Here is a 21137-nt window from a genome sequence, read left to right on the forward strand (position 1 = left end):
TATGCATGTTATCGCTTCATTCAACCATTCGATTTATGTGGAAATGGCGATTACTGCCCTAGAAGAGGCGGGGATTATGAAGGAGAATATCTATGCAGTCCCTCTGCATCAGAGGCCTCAGAAGCTTAGGATGTTTGACAGCATCACAGGTTCAGACGGTACGAGTTTGTTCGACCTAGGTGCTGCTCTGGCCACGGCTTGCGCAGTCATAGGCTCATCCTATGGTTTCATTTTGACGGGTGGACCCATTCTATGGGGTATAATTGGTGCTGTAACAGGTTTCCTGGTTGGGTTTACCATTGATGTATCTCGGCAAAAGAAAAGGGTGATTGCAGCATCCAACAATCAAAAATCCGAAGTTATTGTGCTTGTCGCTTGTGTGAAAGACGAAATTGCCCCTATTCAGGAAGTCTTCTGGGAGCATCTTGCTTATGGCGTTGCCATATGTGAATAACAGGGGTTAAGCGGAAGGCCTAGCCTCTTAATGATGTCGTGTGCAAGCTTGGATGAGGTACTATTGGTAAATAGTACTATCTGAGACGGAAGTGTTCTCCTATAATAAGGACCAAGAGCACGATATCAAAGCGTTGCAGCAGCAACCACAGGGGGACTTTTGAGATGAATAACACTCGGAGACGAAATACAACAGCGTTCACTTTCATGGCTTGGACATCTTTTATTGGCGCATTTCTGGCTATGTTCATCGGGATTTATACCTTGGAGGAATCGCTAAGCGTCAAAGGCTATTTCGCCGTATGTGCCTTGTTTCTGACCATGTCCGCCTTCGTTCTGCAGAAGGTCATCCGGGATAATTTGGAGGATGGCTATGGCAACCGCAAAAGAAATACAGCAGCATTCACTTTCCTGGCTTGGAGTTCTTTCGCCCTGGCGCTGCTCGGTATGTTTATAGGGATTATTAACTTGGAACAGCTGCTTTCAGTGAAAGGTTATTATGCGGTTACGGCGCTATTCCTTACGATGTCGTCTTTCGTCCTGCAGAAAACCGTGCGTGATAACAATGATGATGAACCTTTATTGCCACTGGTTGACAATAAAGTCGAAGAATTTTAAGGGAAATGCTAAATATGAAACGAGCCTTAGAAGCGATTCTGGGAGGCTCGTTTTTTTTCTGATATTTTTGGGGGATAAACAAAAGTAAAAAGGGCATATTGGGATAATAGGACAATTGGAGTAGAAAGGCTGAGGTTATGTCCATAGAGCGAGCTATTTTAATTTTGGCTTGGGTGATCTGTATGACTCTCATGCCCGTCTTAGTTCCGAAGAATCGCATCAGGCAAGCAGTGCTTTTGTTTCTTTCCACGCAATTAATTACCTGGGTTTTGAGTGTCATGTTTGTGGAATGGGGTTTTTATGAAAATCCGATTCGTGAATTTCCTGCGGCATCCGGGAGTAATTTTACGAATAACTATCTCTTGTTTCCCTTTGTATCAACCCTGTTCTCCTTGTACTATCCAAATTCTAAGAGCAGCGTTCTGAAATGGTTGTTTCAGGCGCACTTCGTAATCGCTATTGGGACGTATTCTGCCCTTATTTCGAAGTACACCAACCTGCTGGAGTATAGGCATTTCAATGTCTACTTTCACATGCTGGTAATTTGGGCCGTTCTGAACATAACCAGAAAATATGAAGGATGGTTTTTCTCAAAAGAAGGCAGTTCAGGAAAGGTAGACAATCCAGTATGAGTTTGATGGCAGAGCGAATGATCCTGATAGCTGTTTGGGGCGTTTCCCTGATAGGGCTGGTGCTCGTGCCCAAGCGGCATCGACGTAAAGCGCAGGTTGCTTTTCTGTTTCAACAGTTTTTGACCTGGATTATGGGACTTGTTGTTGTTCAGAACGGTTGGTTGTCTTATCCGCTCAGGGAGCTTAAACATAACTTTACAAGCCTTACTTTTGAAATTATGGCCTATCCAACGATTGCTGTTTATTTAAATATCTTTTACCCGGCTGGCAGAAAGTTAGGACTGCGAATTCTGTACATAGCGGCTTTTCCAGCAGGAATTACCCTCCTTGAAATTGTGATTGAGACGTACACGGAGCTAATTGATTATCATTCTTGGAGTTGGTACTGGACTTTTCTGAGTACGTGGGTAACTTTGCATCTTTCACTGATCTTTAATCGCTGGTTTTTTCGGGAGAATGATCCAGAGGGTCGTTTGGAGTGACCTGGCGGGTTAATATAGGGGATAAATGATACGAAAATCGCCCCAAATACGCCGATGAATCAGGGGTTGGCGTATCTGGAGCGATAGATTGATGGAGCTCGGGATTTCGGGAACTCGGGAATTCCAATCAGAATTCCTGCTAATTAGGTGTTGATCAGATATTGATTAACGGTGGCTTTGATCAATTCCAAGCGACCGGATTGGTTCACGATGGCACCATGATTGGCAAGCGCGTAGGCTTCAAGGGATTTGAAGTCGGCTTTGCCGGACACGATATCCGCTCCAATGCCGGATTTGAAGGAAGCATAACGCGTGTCGAGGATTTGGTCGAACACCTGATCCTCAATCAATTTGGCAGCGACTTCTAAGCCGCGGGCAAAAGCGTCCATCCCTGCGATGTGAGAGTAAACCACATCAACCGGCTCGAAGGACGTCCGGCGAACCTTGGCGTCGAAGTTCACGCCGCCGCGGCCGATGCCGCCTTCGTTGAGCAGGATTTCGTACATCGCAAGCGTAGTCGAGTACAAGTCAGTCGGGAACTCGTCGGTATCCCAGCCAAGCAGCAAGTCGCCTTGGTTCGCATCGATGGACCCAAGGATGCCGTTGATACGAGCTACGCGAAGCTCATGCTCGAACGTGTGCCCAGCAAGCGTGGCGTGGTTAGCTTCCAGGTTTAATTTGAAGTAAGGCAGCAAGTCATACTTCTGCAAGAACGACAGCGTCGTAGCTGCATCGAAATCGTATTGGTGCTTGGACGGCTCTTTGGGCTTGGGCTCGATCAGGAATTGACCGGTGTAGCCGATCTCTCGGGCATAATCAACAGCCATGTGCAGGAAGCGGGCCAAGTTATCGAGCTCCAGACCGAGGTCTGTATTTAGCAGGGTTTCGTAACCTTCGCGACCGCCCCAGAAAACATAGTTCTCAGCGCCAAGCTCTTTGGCATGGTCGAGAGCTTTTTTTACTTGCGCAGCAGCGTAAGCGAAGACGTCTGCGTTATTCGTTGTAGCCGCACCGTGCACGAAGCGCGGGTTTGTGAACATGTTAGCTGTGTTCCAGAGCAGCTTTTTGCCGCTGGATGCCATTTTATCTTTGATTAAAGCGACGATCGCATCGAGATTTTGATTTGTTTCTTGCAATGTATCGCCCTCAGGCGCAATATCGCGGTCATGGAACGCAAAGTAGTCGACATCGAGGATGTGGAGCAATTCGAAACAAGCGTCAACACGTGCTTTGGCAAGCTCTAGGCCGGAGTATTGATCCCAAGCGCGAACCATCGTGCCGCTGCCGAAAGGATCGGAGCCATTAGCGGAAAAGGAGTGCCAGTAAGCGATTGCAAAACGCAGGTGTTCACGCATCGGTTTACCGAGCACGACTTGATCGGGATTATAAAATTTGAAAGATAGCGGATTCGTGGATGTGCGGCCTTCGTACTTAATCGGTTGAATGTTATCAAAGTAGCTCATGAATTCAGCCTCCAAATGTAGGTGATAAATGCTTATGCAGTCATCATAGCATCATTCGAATAGTTTGTAAATTCATTAAACAAACTTAGTTGGTGCGAGAAAAAGCCATTCATGGTAAACTTATTTCCATATTCAGCAAAGTGAAAGCAAGACAAGCAATCGAAGCAATGTGGGGGCAGGCATGAAACAAACAGGCGACTTGAATCTTGTGAAAAAAATAAATAAATCTATCGTACTTCATCATATACGCACGGACTCACCGATCTCCCGCGCACGGATCGCGGAGATCACAGGGCTGACCAAGGCAACGGTGTCCAGCCTTGTGAATGAACTGATCGAGAGCAGTCTTGTCGATGAAATCGGTGTCGGCGAATCCAGCGGCGGGCGGAAGCCGATGATGCTGCTGTTCAACGGTACGGCTGGCTACGCGATTGGCGTCGATCTGGGCGTACATGATATTCTTGCGGTGCTCACTGACTTAACCGGTAAGGTCGTTCGTGAGAAGCGGGTCAATCATGACAACCCGTCTGCTCGAGAAGTCATAGATTTGCTCAAGACAACAATTCGCGATCTGATCAACGGCGCGCCAGAAAGCGTCTACGGGGTTATAGGCATTGGAATCGGAGTGCCAGGCATCTGTGATGAGGACGGCACGCTCTTGTTCGCGCCGAATCTCGAGTGGGAGAATGTCCCTTTGCAGAAGGATATGGAAGAGGCCTTCCATATACCTGTCGTTATTGACAATGAAGCAAATGCCGGAGCGGTGGGCGAGAAGCAGTTCGGTGCCGGCAGAGAAACGGCTAACCTGGTGTATGTTTCTATAGGCATCGGAATTGGGGCCGGCATCATCATCAAAGGCGAACTTTACCGCGGAGCCACGGGGTTTTCGGGAGAGATTGGACATATCTCGATCCAGCACGACGGGCCCAAATGCCGCTGCGGCAGCTCAGGCTGTTGGGAGTTGTATGCGTCGGAGCATGCGCTGCTGGAGCGGGCGCGCCAAGAATTCGGAAGCTCCATTACCCTAGAGATGCTGCTGAGAAAAGCAGAAGCTGGAGATCCCGCGATCATCGCTTTGTTCGAGCGTCTCGGCTACTTTCTCGGTGTTGGCGTCGTCAATATCATCAATAGCTACAATCCGGAGTTCGTCATTCTGGGCGGCCGCTTAGCCGGGGCGGAGAAATGGCTGATGAAGCCGCTGCTTCAACTGTTGGAGAAGCGCTCCCTGCCTCATCCGCGCAAGCTGTTGAACGTGGCGTTTACCGAGTTGAGCGACCGTTCCACCGTGCTTGGGGCGGCCTCTTTTGCCGTAACCAAATTTTTCGCGTCTACGACCGTGTCTGTAGAGCATAATTGATCCGCAAATCTGCCCACAAATCGATCCACAAATTAATCGGCAGAGGTTTTATTTTCCAAAGGAAAAAGGGATTGACCGACGGTTTGTATGTTCGGTAGAATAGGGAATGCCTAGTCATGAACTCGGTATTTCCTTATTTTATATAGAAGGACGGGAATCAACGATGCTTCTGCGTTCATTTATTATTTGCTGCTACTTGATGGGAGCGTATTGGGCGTCCTATCATTTCCCATCCATGAAGATGGTGTTCTATCCGACCCTCGGTGCTTTCAGCTTTCTGTTCATGCACCGCGTGGATCAAATTAAAGATATCGGGCGTATTACCGTTGGCGCTATCATAGCTGTATCCATTGGCAGTTTCATGTACAGCCTAAGCCAAGGCGCTGTTTCATTTTTCTTGACTGCTTTGATGACGATTCTCTTGATTCAATTCTTCAAATGGAACGCGGCGCCGATTCTGGCGGTTTCCTTTATTCCTTTTTTTGCCCATCCGACTTCTTTGTGGGCTTTGCCTGCGGCAGTGGTTGTTTCTTTGCTGGGACTCATGGTATCCGTATGGTTGATTGGCAAGGTGGAACAGTTGAATTTCGTTGCCAAGTGGTCCAATGCTTTCACGCTGTTTCGCAGCAAAATGATCCCTTTAAAAAAAGAACTTTAGAGAATCAAACGATAAAAAAGCGATCAGCCTATCCAATGGCTGTCGCTTTTTCTCTTCGAAGGAGAAGCAGATGATCATTCATAAAGGAGAAACCCTGTTCCGCCAAGGCGAAACAGGGGGATTATACCGGCTAAGAAGCGGTTTGTTGAAAATTGTTCGCGTCCATGAAGACGGCACGCCGACGCTGGTCAACATCATCGTCCCGGAAGAGACCATCCCGCATCACTCCCTCATGAGTCCGAGTCCCAACTATGGAACTGCTATTGCGCTGGTGACGTGCGACATAGAGACGATTTCGCCGGAAACATGGTATCGGGATCTGGAGCAGCATCCAGAGAAATTCCGCGCCATTGCGCGGCAATTGCAGGATAAGCTGCGGATGATGCAGCAGCGGATTGATCAGTTGACCGAAGTGACGCCAGCCATGAAGCTGGTGAAGCTTCAGCGCTGGATGCATCATTATCTGGGCAGTCTGGTCTTAACCGATGTGTTGACCCAGGAAGAAATCGGCCAATTCATCGGACTGCGCAGAGAGACAGTCAATCGGTTGCTGCGGGAACAAGTGCAGCGCGGCACGAACCTTTTATAAGCTGCCCGCAGGTCCGAAAAACTCAAAATGAATATCTTCCGTCGGAATTTCCCACTCGCGAAGCGCCGCATAGATGGCTTTCATGAAAGGGTGGGGACCACAGAAGTAGAAGCAGGCTGCTCGGTTAGGCACAACAGTTTTCAGCCAGGCGAGATCGATGTAACCTTCTTTGTGGAAGGTTTTTTCGGTTAGATCGCGCTCTGTCGGTTTGTCATAGCACCAGTAGACACTTATATCGTCATGCTGAGCGGCAACGGCTTCTACCTGCTGCTTCAGAGCATGAAGCTGACCGTTCTGAGCGGCATGGATGAAGGTGACCTGGCGATGTGGCTGCTTTGCCGCCAAGGTGTTCAGCATGCTGACCAGAGGGGTAAGGCCTACGCCTCCGCTGATGAGCACAACAGGCCGCGAATCCTGCTGATCCAGGGTGAAGTCGCCAGCAGGCGCTGAGATTGGCAGCACATCACCGATCTCCAGATGCTCATGCAGGTATACGGATACCTTGCCGCCTGGGCGATCCGCTGCAGGATCTTCCCGTTTCACTGTGATCCGGTAATAGCCTTTGTCGGCTGTGTCAGAAAGACTGTACTGCCGAATATGCGTATGAGGTTCTCCTGGAATTTGGACTTTGACACTTATATACTGCCCAGGTTCATGAGCAGCGAGTGCTCCGCCATCGGCAGGGATCAAGTAAAAGGAAGTGATGACCTCACTTTCTTTGACCTTCCGGACAAGACGGAAGGGCTTGAAGTCTGCCCAGCCGCCTTCTTGGGATTTTGCTTGCTGATACATCTCCTTTTCGACACCGATGAAAGCACCAGCAATCACCCCGTAAGCCTCACCCCATGCTTGTAAAATATCTTCTGTAGCTGCTGCGCCAAGTACCTCTTGGATAGCCGCCAACAGATGCTGACCGACAATCGGATAGTGCTCGGGTAGAACGCCTAGGCTGCGATGTTTATGGGCGATTTGCTTCACGACAGGCAGTATCGCTTCTAACCGATCAATATGCAGGGCAGCGGCATATACCGCATTCGCTAGAGCTGTCTGTTGTTTGCCTTGTTTTTGATTGGCATGATTGAAGATGTTCAATAGTTCAGGATGCGCGGTGAACAGCATCTCATAGAATCGCTTGGTGATAGCAGTGCCATGAATCTCTAATACAGGAACTGTGGATTTAATAATTTCTATGGTTCGTTGACTTAGCATATCGGTTGCCCACCTTCGTACAGGATTTCTGTTGATGAGGTAAGTATACGGAAAGCAAAGAAACGGCTGTGTGATTGCAATCACACGAAAATTCAACATTTTGTGTCTGTTTCCACCTCGGCTTATTCGCGATATACTAGAATGAAGAAATTTCCATTTTGCCAAAGAACAGGAGCATCCTGATGCCGGATTGGTCGTACCATGCGCTATTTCGTCCTTTGTTATTTCGGCTGCCAGGGCGCATCGCTCGCAATTGGACACTTGAGGCCATAGGCGGATTAAGCCGTATTCCAGGCGGCACCTTCGTGATCAAAACGATGGGGCATATGGAGCTGTCCCCGATCCTGGAGGGGCAGCTGGCCGGGGTGCCGATCGCTTGCCCGATCGGCTTGAGCGGTTCCCTCGATCCCCATGGGACAGCGCACAGAGCGCTGGCCCAATTCGGGATCGGCTATATTGAGCTCGGACCCGTCACGGTCCGGGAAGTGCGCTGTGGTGCGCCGATTGAGCGCATCGCGGGTGAGGAAGCCATCGTGTACCCCGATGGCTATGCGAATGACGGCGCGGACGCGATCGTCGCGCGCCTGCGCAAGGGCACGGGGCATCGCCTGCCGCACTTCGTGCGGCTCACGCCGATGCCGGGCAGTTCGCCGCGCGAAGCGCTCCTCGAGCAGCAGGAGCTGCTCGCGAAGCTGGCGCCGTACGCGGCGGGCTTCTACATCGCTGGCCTCGCCGAAGGCTGGCCAGCGGAAGAGACCCTGGCGTACCTCCGCGAGGTGCGCCAGCTAGCCCTGGCAGCGGCCCCGGGGAAGCCGCTGCTTCTGTACGTGCCGCAGCATATCCCGCTAGGGATGCTGCGTGACATCGCCGCTGCCGACGGCTGGAGCGGCGTGGTGGTGGGCGAAGCGCGGCACGAGGCGGGCACGCGCTGCATCCGCGTCGGCGGCGTGGACGCGCTCGCCGCGCAGCTGGAGCGCGTGCGTCTGCTCCGCGAGACGCTGGGCGGGCAGAGCGCGATCGTTGCGGCTGGCGGTGTGCAGCAGCCGCTGGACGCTCTGGAGCTATTGGCGGCTGGCGCGGATAGCGTCCAGCTGCACAGCGGGCTGGTCTATGCGGGGCCAGGGCTGCCCAAGCGCATTAACGAAGCGATTATTTATGATCGCATCAGGGACACGGCAGCGCCTCCGCGGCCTTCCTTCTGGTCGAATTGGGGCTGGATGTATCTGCTTGGCCTCGGCATGATGTTCGGCGGAGTGCTGGCTTGGCTCATTGCCTCGACCACGGTGCTCTTGCCCTATGATGAAACATTTCTCGGCGTAAGCCGAAGTGTCATAAATCGATTTAACGGGCATATTATACATTTCATGTCCCATGACCGGATTACTTTGGCGGGGACGATGATTTCGATCGGCATTTTTTATTCGCAATTAGCCAGGCATGGCTTGCAGAGCGGGCTGCACTGGGCACGGACGGCGGTCGTCACCTCGTGTGCCGTAGGATTCAGCAGCTTTTTTCTCTATCTCGGCTACGGTTATTTTGATCCTCTGCATGCTGGGGTTGCGGCAGTTCTACTGCCCATGCTGCTGTTTACACTACGGGGGTTGAAAGATTATCCTTCGCGGAAACCGCCTGGATTACGGAATGATTCCGTTTGGCGCAGAGCACAATTAGGACAATGCTGCTTCGTTATCCTCGGTTTTGGTTTGGCTATTGGGGGATTAACGATTTCGGGTGTTGGCGTTACCTATGTATTTGTGGACACCGATTTAACCTATATTGGCCTAACAGCCGAGCAATTGGCGGCTTGGAACGACCGCTTGATTCCGCTTATTGCTCATGACCGAGCTGGTTTTGGCGGAGCGCTCTTCTCACTGGCGGTAGCGATTACAGCCTCTGCCTTGTGGGGAGTTGGCCAAGGCGAAAGCTGGCTGTGGTGGACCTTCCTCTGGGGAGGCCTGCCAGGATTCACAGCGGGCCTGTTGATTCATTTTCACATCGGCTATATGAACTTCATTCATTTGCTTCCGGTTTACATAGCTGTCATGCTATATGGGATTGGATTGTACTTGTTGTATCCATTTCTGGTCAGCAGAGCGGTCAAGGTACCCGCATGACGACAAGGACGAACGAACAATTTTAACATAAAGGCAGGTGTGGCTTGTGGAGAAGCTAGCGATTATTTCCGATATTCATGGTAATATGCCTGCTTACGAAGCCGTGATGCAGGATATTCAGCAGCGGGCTGTGACACAAATCATTTGTCTGGGAGATTTAGTGGGTAAAGGACCGCATTCGGAGCAGGCCGTGGACCGGGTGCGGGAAGATTGCGATGTCGTGATCATGGGCAATTGGGATGATTTCATTGGAAATCCTACAGAGGACATGATTTTGCAGTGGCAGCAGGCTAGATTGGGCAGTGATCGGATGACGTATTTAAAAGGGCTGCCTTTTTGCTTTGAATTTTGGATGAGCGGTAAGTTTATCAGATTGTTCCATGCCTCGCCTCGCAGTGTTTACGAACGCATTCAGCCATGGGACACCATGGAAAGTCGGTTGTCGATGTTCGAAGCGTCGGATGCTTGCAGGGAACAGCGGACTGCCGATGTAGCGGGCTATGGCGATGTGCATAATGCTTTTCTGCAAATTCTGAATGGCAAAATGTTGTTCAACACAGGCAGTATAGGCAATCCGCTTGATCTTACGCAAGCCTCCTATGTCCTTCTTGAAGGGCATTACCATAGTAAAGAGCCTGGAGCATTCAATATTCAGCATGTACGAATCCCGTATGATATTGAACTGGCTGCGCAGCATGCGACGGATGAGGGAATGCCCGATGCGGACGTATATATTAAAGAATTGCGGACCGGACAATACCGCGGCAGGAAGCAAACTTAACCAGCTTTATTTGCGTCAAACGCCCGAAGATTTGCCTCAGGTAGAGAATAAGAGCCCCTAAGAGTCTGTCCGACGAAACAGGAATTAGTCAAACAATTCCGAATAAGTAGTAATAAGACTTCAAAAGGATGTGTCGTAGGCATGGCTAAATTCAAAGCATATACCACAGAGCAAGGTGAACTTCTACCTATCTATTTAAGCGAGTGGGTAACAGATGATCATGAAGTTAGACTTGTCAGCGACATCGTCGAGCAGTTAGACCTATCTGCCATTACTAACAAATACTCCAAGCGTGGAGAAGAAGCCTATCATCCTGCCATGCTGCTCAAACTGTGGTTCTATGGGTATGCGACAGGCGTCTTCACGTCTAGGAAACTTCAAATAGCTACGAAAGAAAGCATTCCTTTTCGCTGGTTATGTGGCGGATACCTGCCAGATTTTCGTACGCTGAGTGACTTTCGGAAGAACCACCTGGATACCCTTCCAGGTTTATTCAAACAAGTCATACAAATCGCTATGGAACTGGGCTATATCTCGCTCGGGCATGTGAGCATTGACGGTTCTAAAATAAAGGCAAGCGCCTCTAAACATAAATCGATGTCACGTGAGCGTATGCAAAAACGCCTCGTTCAATTGGAAGACGAAGTCCGGCAAGCATTGGAGTATTCTGCTACCGAGGAAATGTTGGAGGAACCCCATCCGACGAGTCCTTCCCTATCGTTGGAGGAACGCTATGCCCGCATCGCGCAAATAAAATCTGCGCTGGAGAATTTGGAAGAACAGCGGCCAGCGGAACAGGCCGAATCTCCTCAGAGCGATCAATTTAATTTTACCGATGCCGACTCTCGCATCATGAGCACACGGAACCAAGGTGTCATTCAAGGCTACAATCCACAAATTGCCGTAGACAGCGATCATGGCTTCATCGTTGGACTTCAAATGAGTAACCAAACAACCGATCAACAGCAGTTTGAAAACGTGCTTCATTCCATGAAAACAATGACAGGAGATAGGCCTCAGAAGCTGAGTGCTGATGCAGGGTATTTTAGTGCGTCCAACATTGCAGCGGCGCTGGAGGCTGAAGTGGATGCCTACATTGCTGCCGATCGCGAAAACAAAAAAAAGAATAATGCCTACGACAAGACCAACTTCACTTATGTACCTGAGCTAGATTATTATCTCTGCCCTGCTGGCAAAGAGCTTACACGGAAACGAACCGTGCATGCGAATGATGCAGATAAGCCAACGACTTGGGTTTATGAATGCAGCGTCTGTAGCGAATGTCCTTTTCGAGACGAGTGTGTAAAAAGTAAAACAGGGAAGCGTTCCATCACACGTAGCGAGCATGATCCCCTGCGAGAGGAAATGCGAACGAAAGTGCAAAGTGATGAGGGAACAGCCGTTTACCGAATGCGTAAGGCGATCGTTGAACCGATATGGGGGCAGTTGAAGGAGGTTCAAGGATTTCGTCAATTCCATTTGCGGGGCGAGGATAAAGTATCTGGGGAGTTCATACTGCTCTCTCTAAGCCACAACATCCGCAAATTGCATGCGGCGAAGTATCCCAAACCAGCCACTTTGTACAAACGGGAGAGGTCTGCCCGTAAACAAAGAGTGGCTGGATGAGAGGGAGTAGGCTACGGAAAAACCAGATTGAACAGGGAAAAGCTACAAAGCTACACATAAAGAGCACTCATCGTTCAGTTTCACGATGGAGTGCTCTTTTAATTCTTTTCGTCGGACAGACTCCTAAAGACTGCTATCTACTCAAAAAGCGGCCGCTTGAGCGAAATAGGAGTCTTTGGACCGCTATTGGAGGCTTAGGTGGTGGCAAAATGGAGGTATCGGGGCTGAATAAGAGCCCCTAAAGAAAAGGGCTGTCCCCAAGTAGAGGGATCTACTTTGGAACAGCCCTTTTTCTTTATGCTTAGAAGCTTTTGGCCAGCTCTTGGGCACGGCTGATGGCTTCTTCTTTAATTTGCTGCGCTTTATCAGGGAATTGATTATGCCCCTCTACGAACAGCCCTTGGAAATCGGTGATGCCAAAGAATCCCATAATGATGCCGATGTAGCGATGCCCTGATTCCATGGCTGCTGCCGGCCCTTCTGAATAAATACCGCCTCTGGCTTGGATGTGCAGCGCCTTTTTGCCTGGCAATAAGCCGACAGGACCAGCTTCTGTATATTTAAATGTTTTGCCAGCCGTACACAGTGAATCTAGATAAGCTTTCATGATCGGAGGAAAAGAGAAGTTCCACATCGGTGTGACGAACACATATTTATCCGCAGCGACGAATTGATCGGTTAATTCGCCTAGGCGGCTGACTTTGCTTTGTTCCTCTTGGCTCAAGGTTGAGAAATCTTGGCCGCCTCGTAATTTGCCCCAACCGCTAAACACATCGGCGTCAATGTGAGGAACAGCGATGCTGTATAAGTCGATCGGAACGACTTCGTCACTTGGATGGGCTTCCTGGTAGGCATCAATAAAAGCTTTACCAACGGCCATACTGTAGGAGGTTTGGTGATCATGCGGATGGGCGGTAATGTATAAAATCGTTGCCAAAGTTGATCTTCCTTTCTTCTGGTGGGCTTGTGAACCTTACTAATGTTCATTAAAAGCAGCCAAAGTATGCATTCAGCCAGCTTGCCTTCACCCGTGCAATTGCTAAATTTGTAAAGGGATTTGCATTGAGCCTGAGCTCCTTTTGGGTTATGATGATAGACGGTGCATTTGGCACTATTCTTTGATGTCTACGCTACGCAGTCTACCGACAAATTTATATAAAGTGAGATGGATGATGATGAAACCTACAGATGCAAACTATAAAATGCCAGCCGAATGGACAACCCACGAAAGAACGTTCATTTCTTGGCCCGTGCAAGATTCCATGGTCTATCCTGAAGATCATGCCGTTGTGACGAAGGGCTATGAGGATTTGGTCAAAGCGATTGCTGAGTTTGAGCCTGTGACTGTGGTTGTGAATCCTGTGGAAGCGGAGCAAGTGAGAGCGCGGTTTACGGAGAGCAACGTCGATTTTCTGGAAATCGAGCACAATGATGCTTGGTTCCGAGACAACGGGCCAACGTTCTTGCTGAATGAGCAGCAGGAGATCGCAGCGGTGAACTGGAAGTTCAACGCTTGGGGCGGTAAATATGCGCCGTGGGATCTGGATGACAACGTCGCTCCGCAAATCCTTGCGCATCATGGTGTGAAGCGTTTTGACGCTCCGCTGGTCATGGAAGGCGGGTCCATTCATGTGGATGGAGAAGGTACGCTGCTGACGACGGAAGAATGTCTTCTGAACACGAATCGCAATCCCGATCTGAGCCGCGAAGACATCGAGAATTTGGTGAAATCGTTCGTGAATGTGGAGAAAATCATTTGGCTGAACAAAGGGTTGGACGGGGATGAAACAGACGGTCACGTCGATAACATCGCTTGCTTCGCAGCTCCCGGCAAAGTGATTCTGCAAGTGTGCAACGATCCGTCGGATGCCAACTATGGGATCACCCAAGAAAATTTGGAGATCTTACGCAGAGCTACGGATGCCAGAGGACGCTCTTTGGAAATTATCCAAATCGAGCAGCCGCCTTTAACCTTCTTCGAAGAGCAGCGTCTGACGCTCAGCTATTTGAACTTTTATTTCGTGAACGGCGGCATTATTTTGCCGGTGTTTGGCGGAACAGCGGAAGAGACGGATCGCAAGGCAGAAGCCGCGTTAAGCGCAGCTTTCCCGGATCGCCGTATCCGCACAATCAACGGTATGTCCATCATCAAAGAGGGCGGCAACGTTCACTGTACAACGCAGCAAATGCCAGCAAGCAAGAAAGGGTAGGTGATTTTCAGTGAGAAATGTCAAAGTAGCAGCGACACAAATGAGCTGTTCCGATAACATAGATGAAAACATTCGCAAGGCCGAGGCTTTGGTTCGCCAAGCAGCCGCCAAAGGTGCTCAAATTATTTTGATTCAAGAGCTGTTCGAAACGCCTTATTTCTGCCAGAAAGAGAAATCGGACTACTACCGCTATGCCACTGAGCTGGAAACCAATAAAGCGATCAATCATTTCCGAGAAATCGCCAAGGAGCTGCAGGTCGTTCTGCCAATCAGCTTCTACGAGAAAAAGAATTACGCGCGCTACAACTCGCTAGCTGTTATTGATGCCGATGGCCAAGTCATGGGCACGTATCGCAAAAGCCACATCCCGGATGGTCCAGGGTACGAAGAGAAGTTCTATTTCAACCCCGGCGATACCGGGTTCAAAGTATGGAAAACCCGCTATGCCAAAATCGGTGTAGGCGTATGCTGGGACCAGTGGTACCCGGAAGCAGCGCGCGTTATGGCGCTTATGGGTGCTGAACTGCTGTTCTATCCGACAGCAATCGGTTCCGAACCGCAGGATGGATCAATCGATTCCAAGGATCATTGGCAAATGTGCATGCGCGGCCACGCGGCGTGCAATCTGATGCCGGTTATCGCATCCAACCGGATCGGCAAGGAAGTGGATGAGGATTCCAGCATCGACTTCTACGGTTCTTCGTTCATTGCAGGCCCGCAGGGCAACCTGATTGAAGAAGCTGGCCGTACGGAAGAAACCGTACTGGTTGCTGAATTCGATCTCGATCAGTTGGAGATCCAACGTATCGAGTGGGGGATTTTCCGCGATCGTCGTCCGGACCTGTACAAGAAAATCGCCACCTATGACGGAGATCAGGTGCTGTAAGCGATGTTGATCTTAGATATCTGGAGCGAAATCTAACAGGAATTTCTCCAGCTATTTTGGCTTTTTAACTCTAAAAGGTCATCTGTCGTGCAATATTGAAATCAAGAGGCTGCCCTTAAGTCATTAAATTGATCTTTGGGACAGCCTCTTTGTGCGCGTGGGATTGCCCCGGTATACCGCGATTGTTAGGGGAATAAGACCATCAAGCTTGCTTATTTATCCCGCGTTTTCCCTCCTTCAACACCTCTAATACCTCCCGAAATACAAATGGTGTATAATTGGTATATGATTTGAATTAGACTCCCCAAAGACAAGGATAGCGGGTTAGTTCTTCAGAAAATGGTTATATATATGGAAAGCAGATCATCAGTGTAGGATCCCAAATGAATGGAGTGATCGGCAGATGGATACAACCAAATATCAAAAATATTTCTCCACCGACGGTTTCTGGTCCAAGCTCAAAAAAGTCGCGAAATCAGCAGGAAGCAAAGTTATATATACGGGATTGCTGCTTTTTTACGCGGTAGAAAGTCCCAAAACCCCATTGAGAGCCAAAGTGCAAATCTACGGAGCGCTCGGCTATCTGATTCTTCCGCTGGATCTCGTGCCGGATTTGCTGCCGGTTATCGGCTACGTGGATGACTTCAGCGCACTTGGATTGGCGCTGCTAGCTGTCGCAAAGAATATTGACGATGATGTGAAGTATAAAGCGAAGAGCAAGCTGAGGAGTTTGCTTGGAGATGAAGTGATGAACAGCAAGGACATTATTGAGATTGACGGTAAGCTGATGGCGGAGAAACAGAAGGTTGGTACAGAGGGCGTGGATTTAGGGAAGTGATGCCTTAGCGTAAAAAAGCTCCAGTTCCACGAACGTCGTGGAATTGGAGCTTTTTATGCGGCAGCACATGCCTAACAAGTAACCAACCAGCTATGTGTATCCTCAATACGTCCGAACTGAATGCCCGTAATCGTATCATATAACCGATGAACCAGCTCGCCGATGTGTCCTTGGTTAATAACCATAGGCGTTCCCTGCCAAAACAGACTGCCTATCGGGGAAACGACGGCTGCGGTGCCTGTACCAAATGCTTCCTCGAGCGTCCCGTTATTGTAGGCTTCAACGATGTCGTCGATGGAGATTTTTTGTTCCTTCACAGGGAGGCCCCAATCTTTCAACAGATGAATGATGCTCTTGCGGGTGATGCCTTCCAGAATACTGCCGCTTAGGCTAGGAGTGATAATCTCTCCATTAATTTTGAAAAAGACGTTCATGCTGCCGACTTCTTCCAAATATTTTTTCTCCACAGCGTCCAGCCAGAGGACTTGAGCGCAGTTGTTTTCTTTGGCGATAGCTTGTGCATTCAGACTGGCTGCGTAATTGCCGGCAACTTTGGCGTTGCCTGTACCACCTTGGACAGCTCTGGCAAAATGGCCTTCCACCAGGATATTAACGGGCTGAAGCCCCTCTTCATAGTAAGCGCCTACAGGCGACATAATGATAATAAAGGAATAGCGTGAAGAAGCACGCACCCCAAGACCTGCCTCCGTAGAGATAACAAAAGGGCGAATATACAGCGATGATCCCTCTTTGCGAGGCACCCAGTTAGCATCTACGCGTACGAGGCTCTGAATGGCTTGGACGACGAATTCTTCATCTAGGGAAGGCATGCTCAAGCGTTCACAGGAACGATTAAGCCGTTTGGCATTTTGGTCGGGACGGAACAGGACAATGTCTTCTTCATTTGTGCGAAAAGCTTTGAGTCCTTCGAACACGGCTTGCCCGTAATGAAAAACCATAGCCGCAGGATCATGTGATAAAGGACCGTACGGGATAATCCGGGGATCCAGCCAGCCCTGACCTTCCTCGTAATCCATAATAAACATATGATCGGTAAAATAACGCCCAAAGCCTAAGCTTTCATCTGGACCAGGAATCGTTTTACAGTGAGGATTTTGCTCGAATCTGATGGTTCCATACATCGCGAATAACCGCCTTTCGTTCCCATGAGTGTATTCCTTCTACTATAGATAAATATCAATCATTGATCAATTCCGAATTATCAATTACCATCATAGGTAATAGCTATGATCGGTGGTGGCAAGGATGGAGTATCGATTGTTGGAATATTTTATGGCGGTGTGTGAAGAATTGCATTTCACCCGTGCAGCCGAAAAGTTAGGGATCAGCCAACCTACGCTCAGCCAACAGATACGCTTGATCGAGCATCGTGTAGGTTCGCCTCTTTTTCAGCGGATCGGCAAGAAAGTCTATATCACCGAGGCCGGCGAAATTCTGCTCAAGCATAGCCGAAATATTTTTCATGAATTGGATCAAGCGCAAGCTGCGTTGAATGAAATCCAAGGCATGCAGCGGGGAAAGCTGCGCATCGGCTGTTCCGGCAATCATTTGCTGACGGCGACGATTATGGCTTTTCATGCGCAGTATCCCAAAATCGAGCTGTCGGTAACAGAGCTTGCCACCGAAGAGACCAAAGAGGGACTGCTGAATAATCAACTGGATATTGGCGTTGTTTTCCTGCCTGATGAGGATGAGCAGCTAGCGAGTATTCCTTTGTATAACGAGAAGCTTCAATTTGTGGTGTCGAGCGAGCACTCGCTTGCACAGTCGGATACGATCCCGTTAGCGGAGCTCGTACAACTTCCAGTAGCGATGATGCCAGGCAAGTTTTATGTGCGGCAAATGATGGACGAATGCTGCAAGAAGCATGGATTTGAGTGGAAACCAACACTGGAACTGTCGACGTTGGAGTCGCTGCTTCAGATGGCGAAGCAGAATGTGGTGGGCGTTATATTGCCCGGCTCGTATGTGGACAGCATTCGCAGCAGCAAGGATATTAGCAGCATTCCGATTGTTGATCCTATTCCGCAGAAGGATGTGGGGATTGTCTATCGCAAAGATATGCATGTGTGCAAGACGACAGATACCTTTATGAAGCAGTTGATCCAACAGTTTGCGAAGAGCGGAGCGGCTGCTAACAAAACGAACTAGAAAGTCACACGTTAAATGAGGATGCAACATGAAATATATCTATACCTTTGTCTGTCATGAAGATGAGCAGGCGCTTTGTCTGCTGGAGCTGCGCAGTTTGCTGGGCGCAGAAGCTTTGTTTGGTGCGCGCTATGCAGTTAGCGCGCGTAAGGTTGAACCGAGCCGCAGCCCGTTCCTGAAGCTGCGGCTGGATGTTCTGGTCGAGGCCGGCAGTTTGCCGGAGCTGGCCTCGCAAGTGGGGACGTTGACGCCGCGGGAGGCAACGTTCAAGGTTGTGTTCGCGGAAACGGAAGCTGTGGTCCGCACGGACCGCCAGCGTGAAGTTGCACGCGAAATAGGCCGGCATCTCCGCGGCAAAGCGGAGCTGGAACGGCCGGAGATGTGGTTCGCCGTCACGGAGCTGGGAAGCCGGTGGGTGTTCGGCGAATGCAGCTACGGCGAAGCCGTGTGGCTTCAGCATCAGCAGAAGCCGCAGAACTACTCCACCGCCCTGAACACGCGCGTAGCGCGGGCGGTGGTGAATATTGCCGTGCCCGATACAGCGGGCGCCAAAGCCATTGACCCGTGCTGCGGCATCGGCACGGTGCTGATTGAGGCGATGTCGATGGGTATCGACATCGTGGGCACGGACATGAACCCGCTGGCTGTGCGCGGCGCGCGGGTGAATCTAACCCATTTCGGCATGCCGGATGTGGTGCGTATTGCCGACATGCGAACGCTGGGCCTGGCAGCGGGAGATGAGGCGCGTTACGACGCCCTCATTCTGGACATGCCCTATAATCTTTGCTCTAAGTTGCCGGAAGATGAGCAATTGGAGATGCTGAGGGCCGCACGCCGCGTCGCCAGGCGCGCGGTTATTATCACGACAGAGCAGATTGATGCGCTCATCGAGCAGGCGGGTTTCCGTATCGATGAACGCTGTATCGTGCATAAAAGCAATTTCAGCAGACAAATTATTGTCTGTGTTTAGCGTCTTAGTAGAGCATTTTGCCCAGTGGCCCATCTTCGGCAATTATATCCTGAAGAGCGTACACAGAAATAGGAAAATAAAGAAAACCATATACATAAGCTGCCAACTCGTAGACTTGGAAATAAATGACTAGCGATTTATCGGCAATATAGAAATCTTGATCTGGACGAATCGCCTTAAAATCGACCAACAACGGGATATCTCGTGTTTTAAGCTCGGCTTGAATCAAGGCGCTTAACTTGCCGACATAGTCGCTGCCTGGTTTGAATAAATCTTTGAGGGCGTAAGACTTGCCGGTTTCCGTACTGAATGTCAACGCATTCTGAATCGTAAGCCCATGGGCCCCGCCCGAGAACGTATAATTCCATAGCGTCAGACTGAGCACATTGCGCTCATTGGTTTTGATCTCGTAGTAAGCTGTGACATCAGCCAGCGGATTCTTGGGGTAGCCTTGGTCGCTCAACTGCTTATTGACCGCGTTGACTATTGCAGTATTCATGGCAAGCTGGGATGAATAAGGCGTGTGGTGGATAACTGACGGATAGAGCAGCTTTAATTTATTACGCAGCATTTGATTCGTTTGTATACTAACGGGTTGATCCAGTCCGTCCATTTCTTCGACCATCCTTGTGTTTTTACTATACGTTATTCAGTGGATGGGCGTTTTGTTCATGGCTGAAGGGGGCGTTTTTTGAGTGGGTCCTACTGGTCAACCTAATAAGAGTCTTTGACGACTCTTATTAGGCTTAGGGACGTTTTGCATTTAGACTTAACAGTGGACACAGCGAATTGGGAAATTAGATAATAGACCTATCTAAATGACGAGGTGTCCGAGATGAGTGAATTCCGCCAACGGTACAATCAAAAGTTCAAAGAAGAAACGGTTAAGTACATTCAACAACATAGTAAATCGATTCCGGATATTGCAAACGAACTGAACATTCCAGCGAAAACATTGAGCAGTTGGGTCAGTAAATATCGCCAATTTCCAGATGAGCCCTTCGTAGGAAGTGGCAATCTACGTAGCCATGACCAGATCATGAAAGACTTGGAACAACGCAACAAAGACCTAGAGGAAGAACTAGCTATCTTAAAAAAGGCGCTGCACATCTTCAGCAAAGACCCGAAGTGAGATTCAAGTTCATTGATGACCACCGTTCAACATTTCGAGTTGAGAAGATGTGCAGCGTACTAGGTGTATCCAAGAGCGGCTATTATAAATGGCGAACCACACCCCCAAGTGAGCGGAAAAAGTACCGCGAAGCGTTGGCTAAAGAGGTGGAAAAGGAGTACTTGGAATCGGATCGGAATTACGGGAGTCCGAAAATTACAAAGGAACTGAGAAAGAAAGGTTTCAAAGTCGCTGTCAAAACGGTTGGGCGTATCATGAAAAAGAAGGGTTTACGCTCACAAGCTATAGGGAAATTCAAGGTGCAAACAACGGATTCCAATCACAGCCACCCGATTGCGCCAAATTGGTTAAATCAGCATTTTGATGTGTGTACAAGACCGAATCAAGTATGGGTTACCGACATCACGTACATCCATACACGTCAAGGAAACCTTTATTTAGCAAGCGTTCTTGACTTGTTTACCCGCAAAATCGTTGGCTGGCAGCTGGGCAATCGCATGACCGTGGAACTGACGCTAGACGCCTTAAATCAAGCATACGAAGCCAAAAGGCCGCCTAAAGGCCTTATCCATCATTCAGACCGAGGATCGCAGTATGCATCTAATGAGTACCGTAAACAACTGAAAGAATACCATATGATTCGTAGTATGAGCCGTAAAGGCAATTGCTACGATAACGCTTGTATAGAGGCTTTTCACAGCATTCTCAAGCGGGAATTGGTGTACAGATATAAATTTCAAAGCCGCCAAGAAGCACACCAACGAATCTACTGGTACATTGAGTTTTTCTACAACAGGAAACGTACGCACAGCAAGCTTGGCTATTTGTCTCCAGACAAGTTTGAATCCCAGTACTACAAGCAAATAAAACTGATTTCTTAGCTCTTTTTTTTGTGTCCACTCTATTGACTCAGATACATTTTGCCCACAATAAGAGTCTTTGACGAC

General features: G+C 49.3%; 20 protein-coding genes and 2 pseudogenes. 17 read left to right on the forward strand and 5 right to left on the reverse strand.

Going from position 1 to position 21137, the window contains the following annotated elements; genetic code table 11:
• Window position 1 precedes the first annotated feature (1 nt).
• The 5 genes and pseudogenes from LOZ80_RS33310 to LOZ80_RS33330 all read left to right on the forward strand — a co-directional run bounded on the left by LOZ80_RS33310 (window position 2) and on the right by LOZ80_RS33330 (window position 2185).
• Complete coding sequence (locus LOZ80_RS33310; RefSeq protein ID WP_238168543.1) at window positions 2-454, forward strand: hypothetical protein; 453 nt, start codon at window positions 2-4, stop codon at window positions 452-454.
• A gap of 164 nt (window positions 455-618) precedes the next feature.
• A pseudogene (locus LOZ80_RS33315) lies at window positions 619-822 on the forward strand (YiaA/YiaB family inner membrane protein); the annotation flags it as partial.
• Window positions 814-1071 carry a YiaA/YiaB family inner membrane protein gene (locus tag LOZ80_RS33320; protein WP_238173189.1) on the forward strand — a complete coding sequence of 86 codons (258 nt, stop codon included), beginning with the start codon at window positions 814-816 and terminating at the stop codon, window positions 1069-1071. The pseudogene LOZ80_RS33315 and the gene LOZ80_RS33320, both read left to right, overlap by 9 nt.
• Window positions 1072-1208: 137 nt before the next feature.
• A complete protein-coding gene (locus LOZ80_RS33325) occupies window positions 1209-1703 on the forward strand; it encodes a CBO0543 family protein (protein WP_238168544.1) in 495 nt (164 codons plus the stop codon).
• Window positions 1700-2185 carry a CBO0543 family protein gene (locus LOZ80_RS33330; protein WP_238168545.1) on the forward strand — a complete coding sequence of 162 codons (486 nt, stop codon included), beginning with the start codon at window positions 1700-1702 and terminating at the stop codon, window positions 2183-2185. The genes LOZ80_RS33325 and LOZ80_RS33330 overlap by 4 nt, the downstream gene beginning before the upstream one ends.
• A 143-nt stretch (window positions 2186-2328) precedes the next feature.
• On the opposite strand, the gene xylA is transcribed toward LOZ80_RS33330, so the two are convergent.
• On the reverse strand, window positions 2329-3648 hold the full coding sequence (gene xylA / locus LOZ80_RS33335) for a xylose isomerase (protein ID WP_238168546.1): 1320 nt from the start codon (window positions 3646-3648) through the stop codon (window positions 2329-2331).
• A gap of 181 nt (window positions 3649-3829) precedes the next feature.
• On the opposite strand from xylA, the gene LOZ80_RS33340 reads away from it, so the two are divergent.
• The 3 genes from LOZ80_RS33340 (at window position 3830) to LOZ80_RS33350 (ending at window position 6252) form a co-directional block, all read left to right on the forward strand.
• Entirely contained in the window at window positions 3830-5005 is a 1176-nt protein-coding gene (locus LOZ80_RS33340) for an ROK family transcriptional regulator (protein WP_238168547.1), read from the forward strand.
• 106 nt (window positions 5006-5111) lie between these two features.
• Window positions 5112-5663: a hypothetical protein gene (locus tag LOZ80_RS33345; protein WP_238168548.1), complete on the forward strand. Its 552-nt coding sequence runs from the start codon at window positions 5112-5114 to the stop codon at window positions 5661-5663.
• A gap of 70 nt (window positions 5664-5733) precedes the next feature.
• On the forward strand, window positions 5734-6252 hold the full coding sequence (locus tag LOZ80_RS33350; RefSeq protein WP_238168549.1) for a Crp/Fnr family transcriptional regulator: 519 nt from the start codon (window positions 5734-5736) through the stop codon (window positions 6250-6252).
• Here LOZ80_RS33350 and hmpA read toward each other — a convergent pair.
• Window positions 6247-7461 carry an NO-inducible flavohemoprotein gene (gene hmpA / locus LOZ80_RS33355; protein WP_238168550.1) on the reverse strand — a complete coding sequence of 405 codons (1215 nt, stop codon included), beginning with the start codon at window positions 7459-7461 and terminating at the stop codon, window positions 6247-6249. The genes LOZ80_RS33350 and hmpA overlap by 6 nt on opposite strands.
• 635 nt (window positions 7462-8096) lie before the next feature.
• On the opposite strand from hmpA, the gene LOZ80_RS33360 reads away from it, so the two are divergent.
• The 3 genes from LOZ80_RS33360 to LOZ80_RS33370 all read left to right on the forward strand — a co-directional run bounded on the left by LOZ80_RS33360 (window position 8097) and on the right by LOZ80_RS33370 (window position 11982).
• Entirely contained in the window at window positions 8097-9575 is a 1479-nt protein-coding gene (locus tag LOZ80_RS33360; protein WP_238168551.1) for a hypothetical protein, read from the forward strand.
• Window positions 9576-9621: 46 nt separating this feature from the next.
• Window positions 9622-10356, forward strand: a complete 735-nt coding sequence (locus tag LOZ80_RS33365; protein WP_238168552.1) for a metallophosphoesterase family protein — start codon at window positions 9622-9624, stop codon at window positions 10354-10356.
• A gap of 141 nt (window positions 10357-10497) precedes the next feature.
• Window positions 10498-11982: an IS1182 family transposase gene (locus LOZ80_RS33370; protein ID WP_238166762.1), complete on the forward strand. Its 1485-nt coding sequence runs from the start codon at window positions 10498-10500 to the stop codon at window positions 11980-11982.
• A 301-nt stretch (window positions 11983-12283) separates the two neighbouring features.
• Here LOZ80_RS33370 and LOZ80_RS33375 read toward each other — a convergent pair whose 3' ends face one another.
• The gene (locus LOZ80_RS33375; RefSeq protein WP_238168553.1) at window positions 12284-12919 is read right to left on the reverse strand and encodes an FMN-dependent NADH-azoreductase; all 636 of its coding nucleotides are present in this window, start codon (window positions 12917-12919) and stop codon (window positions 12284-12286) included.
• 238 nt (window positions 12920-13157) lie between these two features.
• On the opposite strand from LOZ80_RS33375, the gene LOZ80_RS33380 reads away from it, so the two are divergent.
• The 3 genes from LOZ80_RS33380 to LOZ80_RS33390 all read left to right on the forward strand — a co-directional run bounded on the left by LOZ80_RS33380 (window position 13158) and on the right by LOZ80_RS33390 (window position 15916).
• A complete protein-coding gene (locus tag LOZ80_RS33380) occupies window positions 13158-14192 on the forward strand; it encodes an agmatine deiminase family protein (protein ID WP_238173190.1) in 1035 nt (344 codons plus the stop codon).
• 10 nt (window positions 14193-14202) lie between these two features.
• Entirely contained in the window at window positions 14203-15078 is an 876-nt protein-coding gene (gene aguB / locus LOZ80_RS33385) for an N-carbamoylputrescine amidase (RefSeq protein WP_238168554.1), read from the forward strand.
• Between the two features lie 403 nt (window positions 15079-15481).
• Window positions 15482-15916, forward strand: a complete 435-nt coding sequence (locus tag LOZ80_RS33390; protein ID WP_238168555.1) for a YkvA family protein — start codon at window positions 15482-15484, stop codon at window positions 15914-15916.
• Window positions 15917-15987: 71 nt separating this feature from the next.
• On the opposite strand, the gene LOZ80_RS33395 is transcribed toward LOZ80_RS33390, so the two are convergent.
• Window positions 15988-17058: a branched-chain amino acid aminotransferase gene (locus tag LOZ80_RS33395; protein ID WP_238168556.1), complete on the reverse strand. Its 1071-nt coding sequence runs from the start codon at window positions 17056-17058 to the stop codon at window positions 15988-15990.
• A 124-nt stretch (window positions 17059-17182) separates the two neighbouring features.
• Here LOZ80_RS33395 and LOZ80_RS33400 point away from each other — a divergent pair, with 124 nt between their 5' ends.
• Together LOZ80_RS33400 and LOZ80_RS33405 are read left to right on the forward strand one after the other, a co-directional pair.
• Entirely contained in the window at window positions 17183-18088 is a 906-nt protein-coding gene (locus LOZ80_RS33400) for a LysR family transcriptional regulator (RefSeq protein ID WP_238168557.1), read from the forward strand.
• Window positions 18089-18116: 28 nt separating this feature from the next.
• Window positions 18117-19058, forward strand: a complete 942-nt coding sequence (locus LOZ80_RS33405) for a TRM11 family SAM-dependent methyltransferase (RefSeq protein ID WP_238168558.1) — start codon at window positions 18117-18119, stop codon at window positions 19056-19058.
• Between the two features lie 4 nt (window positions 19059-19062).
• Here LOZ80_RS33405 and LOZ80_RS33410 read toward each other — a convergent pair whose 3' ends face one another.
• Window positions 19063-19671 carry a DUF3298 and DUF4163 domain-containing protein gene (locus LOZ80_RS33410; protein WP_238168559.1) on the reverse strand — a complete coding sequence of 203 codons (609 nt, stop codon included), beginning with the start codon at window positions 19669-19671 and terminating at the stop codon, window positions 19063-19065.
• Window positions 19672-19893: 222 nt separating this feature from the next.
• On the opposite strand from LOZ80_RS33410, the pseudogene LOZ80_RS33420 reads away from it, so the two are divergent.
• A pseudogene (locus tag LOZ80_RS33420) lies at window positions 19894-21071 on the forward strand (IS3 family transposase).
• The last annotated feature ends 66 nt before the right edge of the window (window positions 21072-21137 follow it).

The sequence above is a fragment of the Paenibacillus sp. HWE-109 genome (genome assembly GCF_022163125.1).
Taxonomy (GTDB): Bacteria; Bacillota; Bacilli; order Paenibacillales; family NBRC-103111; genus Paenibacillus_E.

Coding starts and splice junctions, on each gene's coding strand:
- LOZ80_RS33310 (WP_238168543.1), top strand. CDS start 2: ATGCATGTTATCGCTTCATTCAACCATTCGATTTATGTGGAAATGGCG.
- LOZ80_RS33325 (WP_238168544.1), top strand. CDS start 1,209: ATGTCCATAGAGCGAGCTATTTTAATTTTGGCTTGGGTGATCTGTATG.
- LOZ80_RS33330 (WP_238168545.1), top strand. CDS start 1,700: ATGAGTTTGATGGCAGAGCGAATGATCCTGATAGCTGTTTGGGGCGTT.
- xylA (WP_238168546.1), bottom strand. CDS start 3,648: ATGAGCTACTTTGATAACATTCAACCGATTAAGTACGAAGGCCGCACA.
- LOZ80_RS33340 (WP_238168547.1), top strand. CDS start 3,830: ATGAAACAAACAGGCGACTTGAATCTTGTGAAAAAAATAAATAAATCT.
- LOZ80_RS33345 (WP_238168548.1), top strand. CDS start 5,112: ATGCCTAGTCATGAACTCGGTATTTCCTTATTTTATATAGAAGGACGG.
- LOZ80_RS33350 (WP_238168549.1), top strand. CDS start 5,734: ATGATCATTCATAAAGGAGAAACCCTGTTCCGCCAAGGCGAAACAGGG.
- hmpA (WP_238168550.1), bottom strand. CDS start 7,461: ATGCTAAGTCAACGAACCATAGAAATTATTAAATCCACAGTTCCTGTA.
- LOZ80_RS33360 (WP_238168551.1), top strand. CDS start 8,097: ATGCCGGGCAGTTCGCCGCGCGAAGCGCTCCTCGAGCAGCAGGAGCTG.
- LOZ80_RS33370 (WP_238166762.1), top strand. CDS start 10,498: ATGGCTAAATTCAAAGCATATACCACAGAGCAAGGTGAACTTCTACCT.
- LOZ80_RS33380 (WP_238173190.1), top strand. CDS start 13,158: ATGAAACCTACAGATGCAAACTATAAAATGCCAGCCGAATGGACAACC.
- LOZ80_RS33390 (WP_238168555.1), top strand. CDS start 15,482: ATGGATACAACCAAATATCAAAAATATTTCTCCACCGACGGTTTCTGG.
- LOZ80_RS33395 (WP_238168556.1), bottom strand. CDS start 17,058: ATGTATGGAACCATCAGATTCGAGCAAAATCCTCACTGTAAAACGATT.
- LOZ80_RS33400 (WP_238168557.1), top strand. CDS start 17,183: ATGGAGTATCGATTGTTGGAATATTTTATGGCGGTGTGTGAAGAATTG.
- LOZ80_RS33405 (WP_238168558.1), top strand. CDS start 18,117: ATGAAATATATCTATACCTTTGTCTGTCATGAAGATGAGCAGGCGCTT.
- LOZ80_RS33410 (WP_238168559.1), bottom strand. CDS start 19,671: ATGGACGGACTGGATCAACCCGTTAGTATACAAACGAATCAAATGCTG.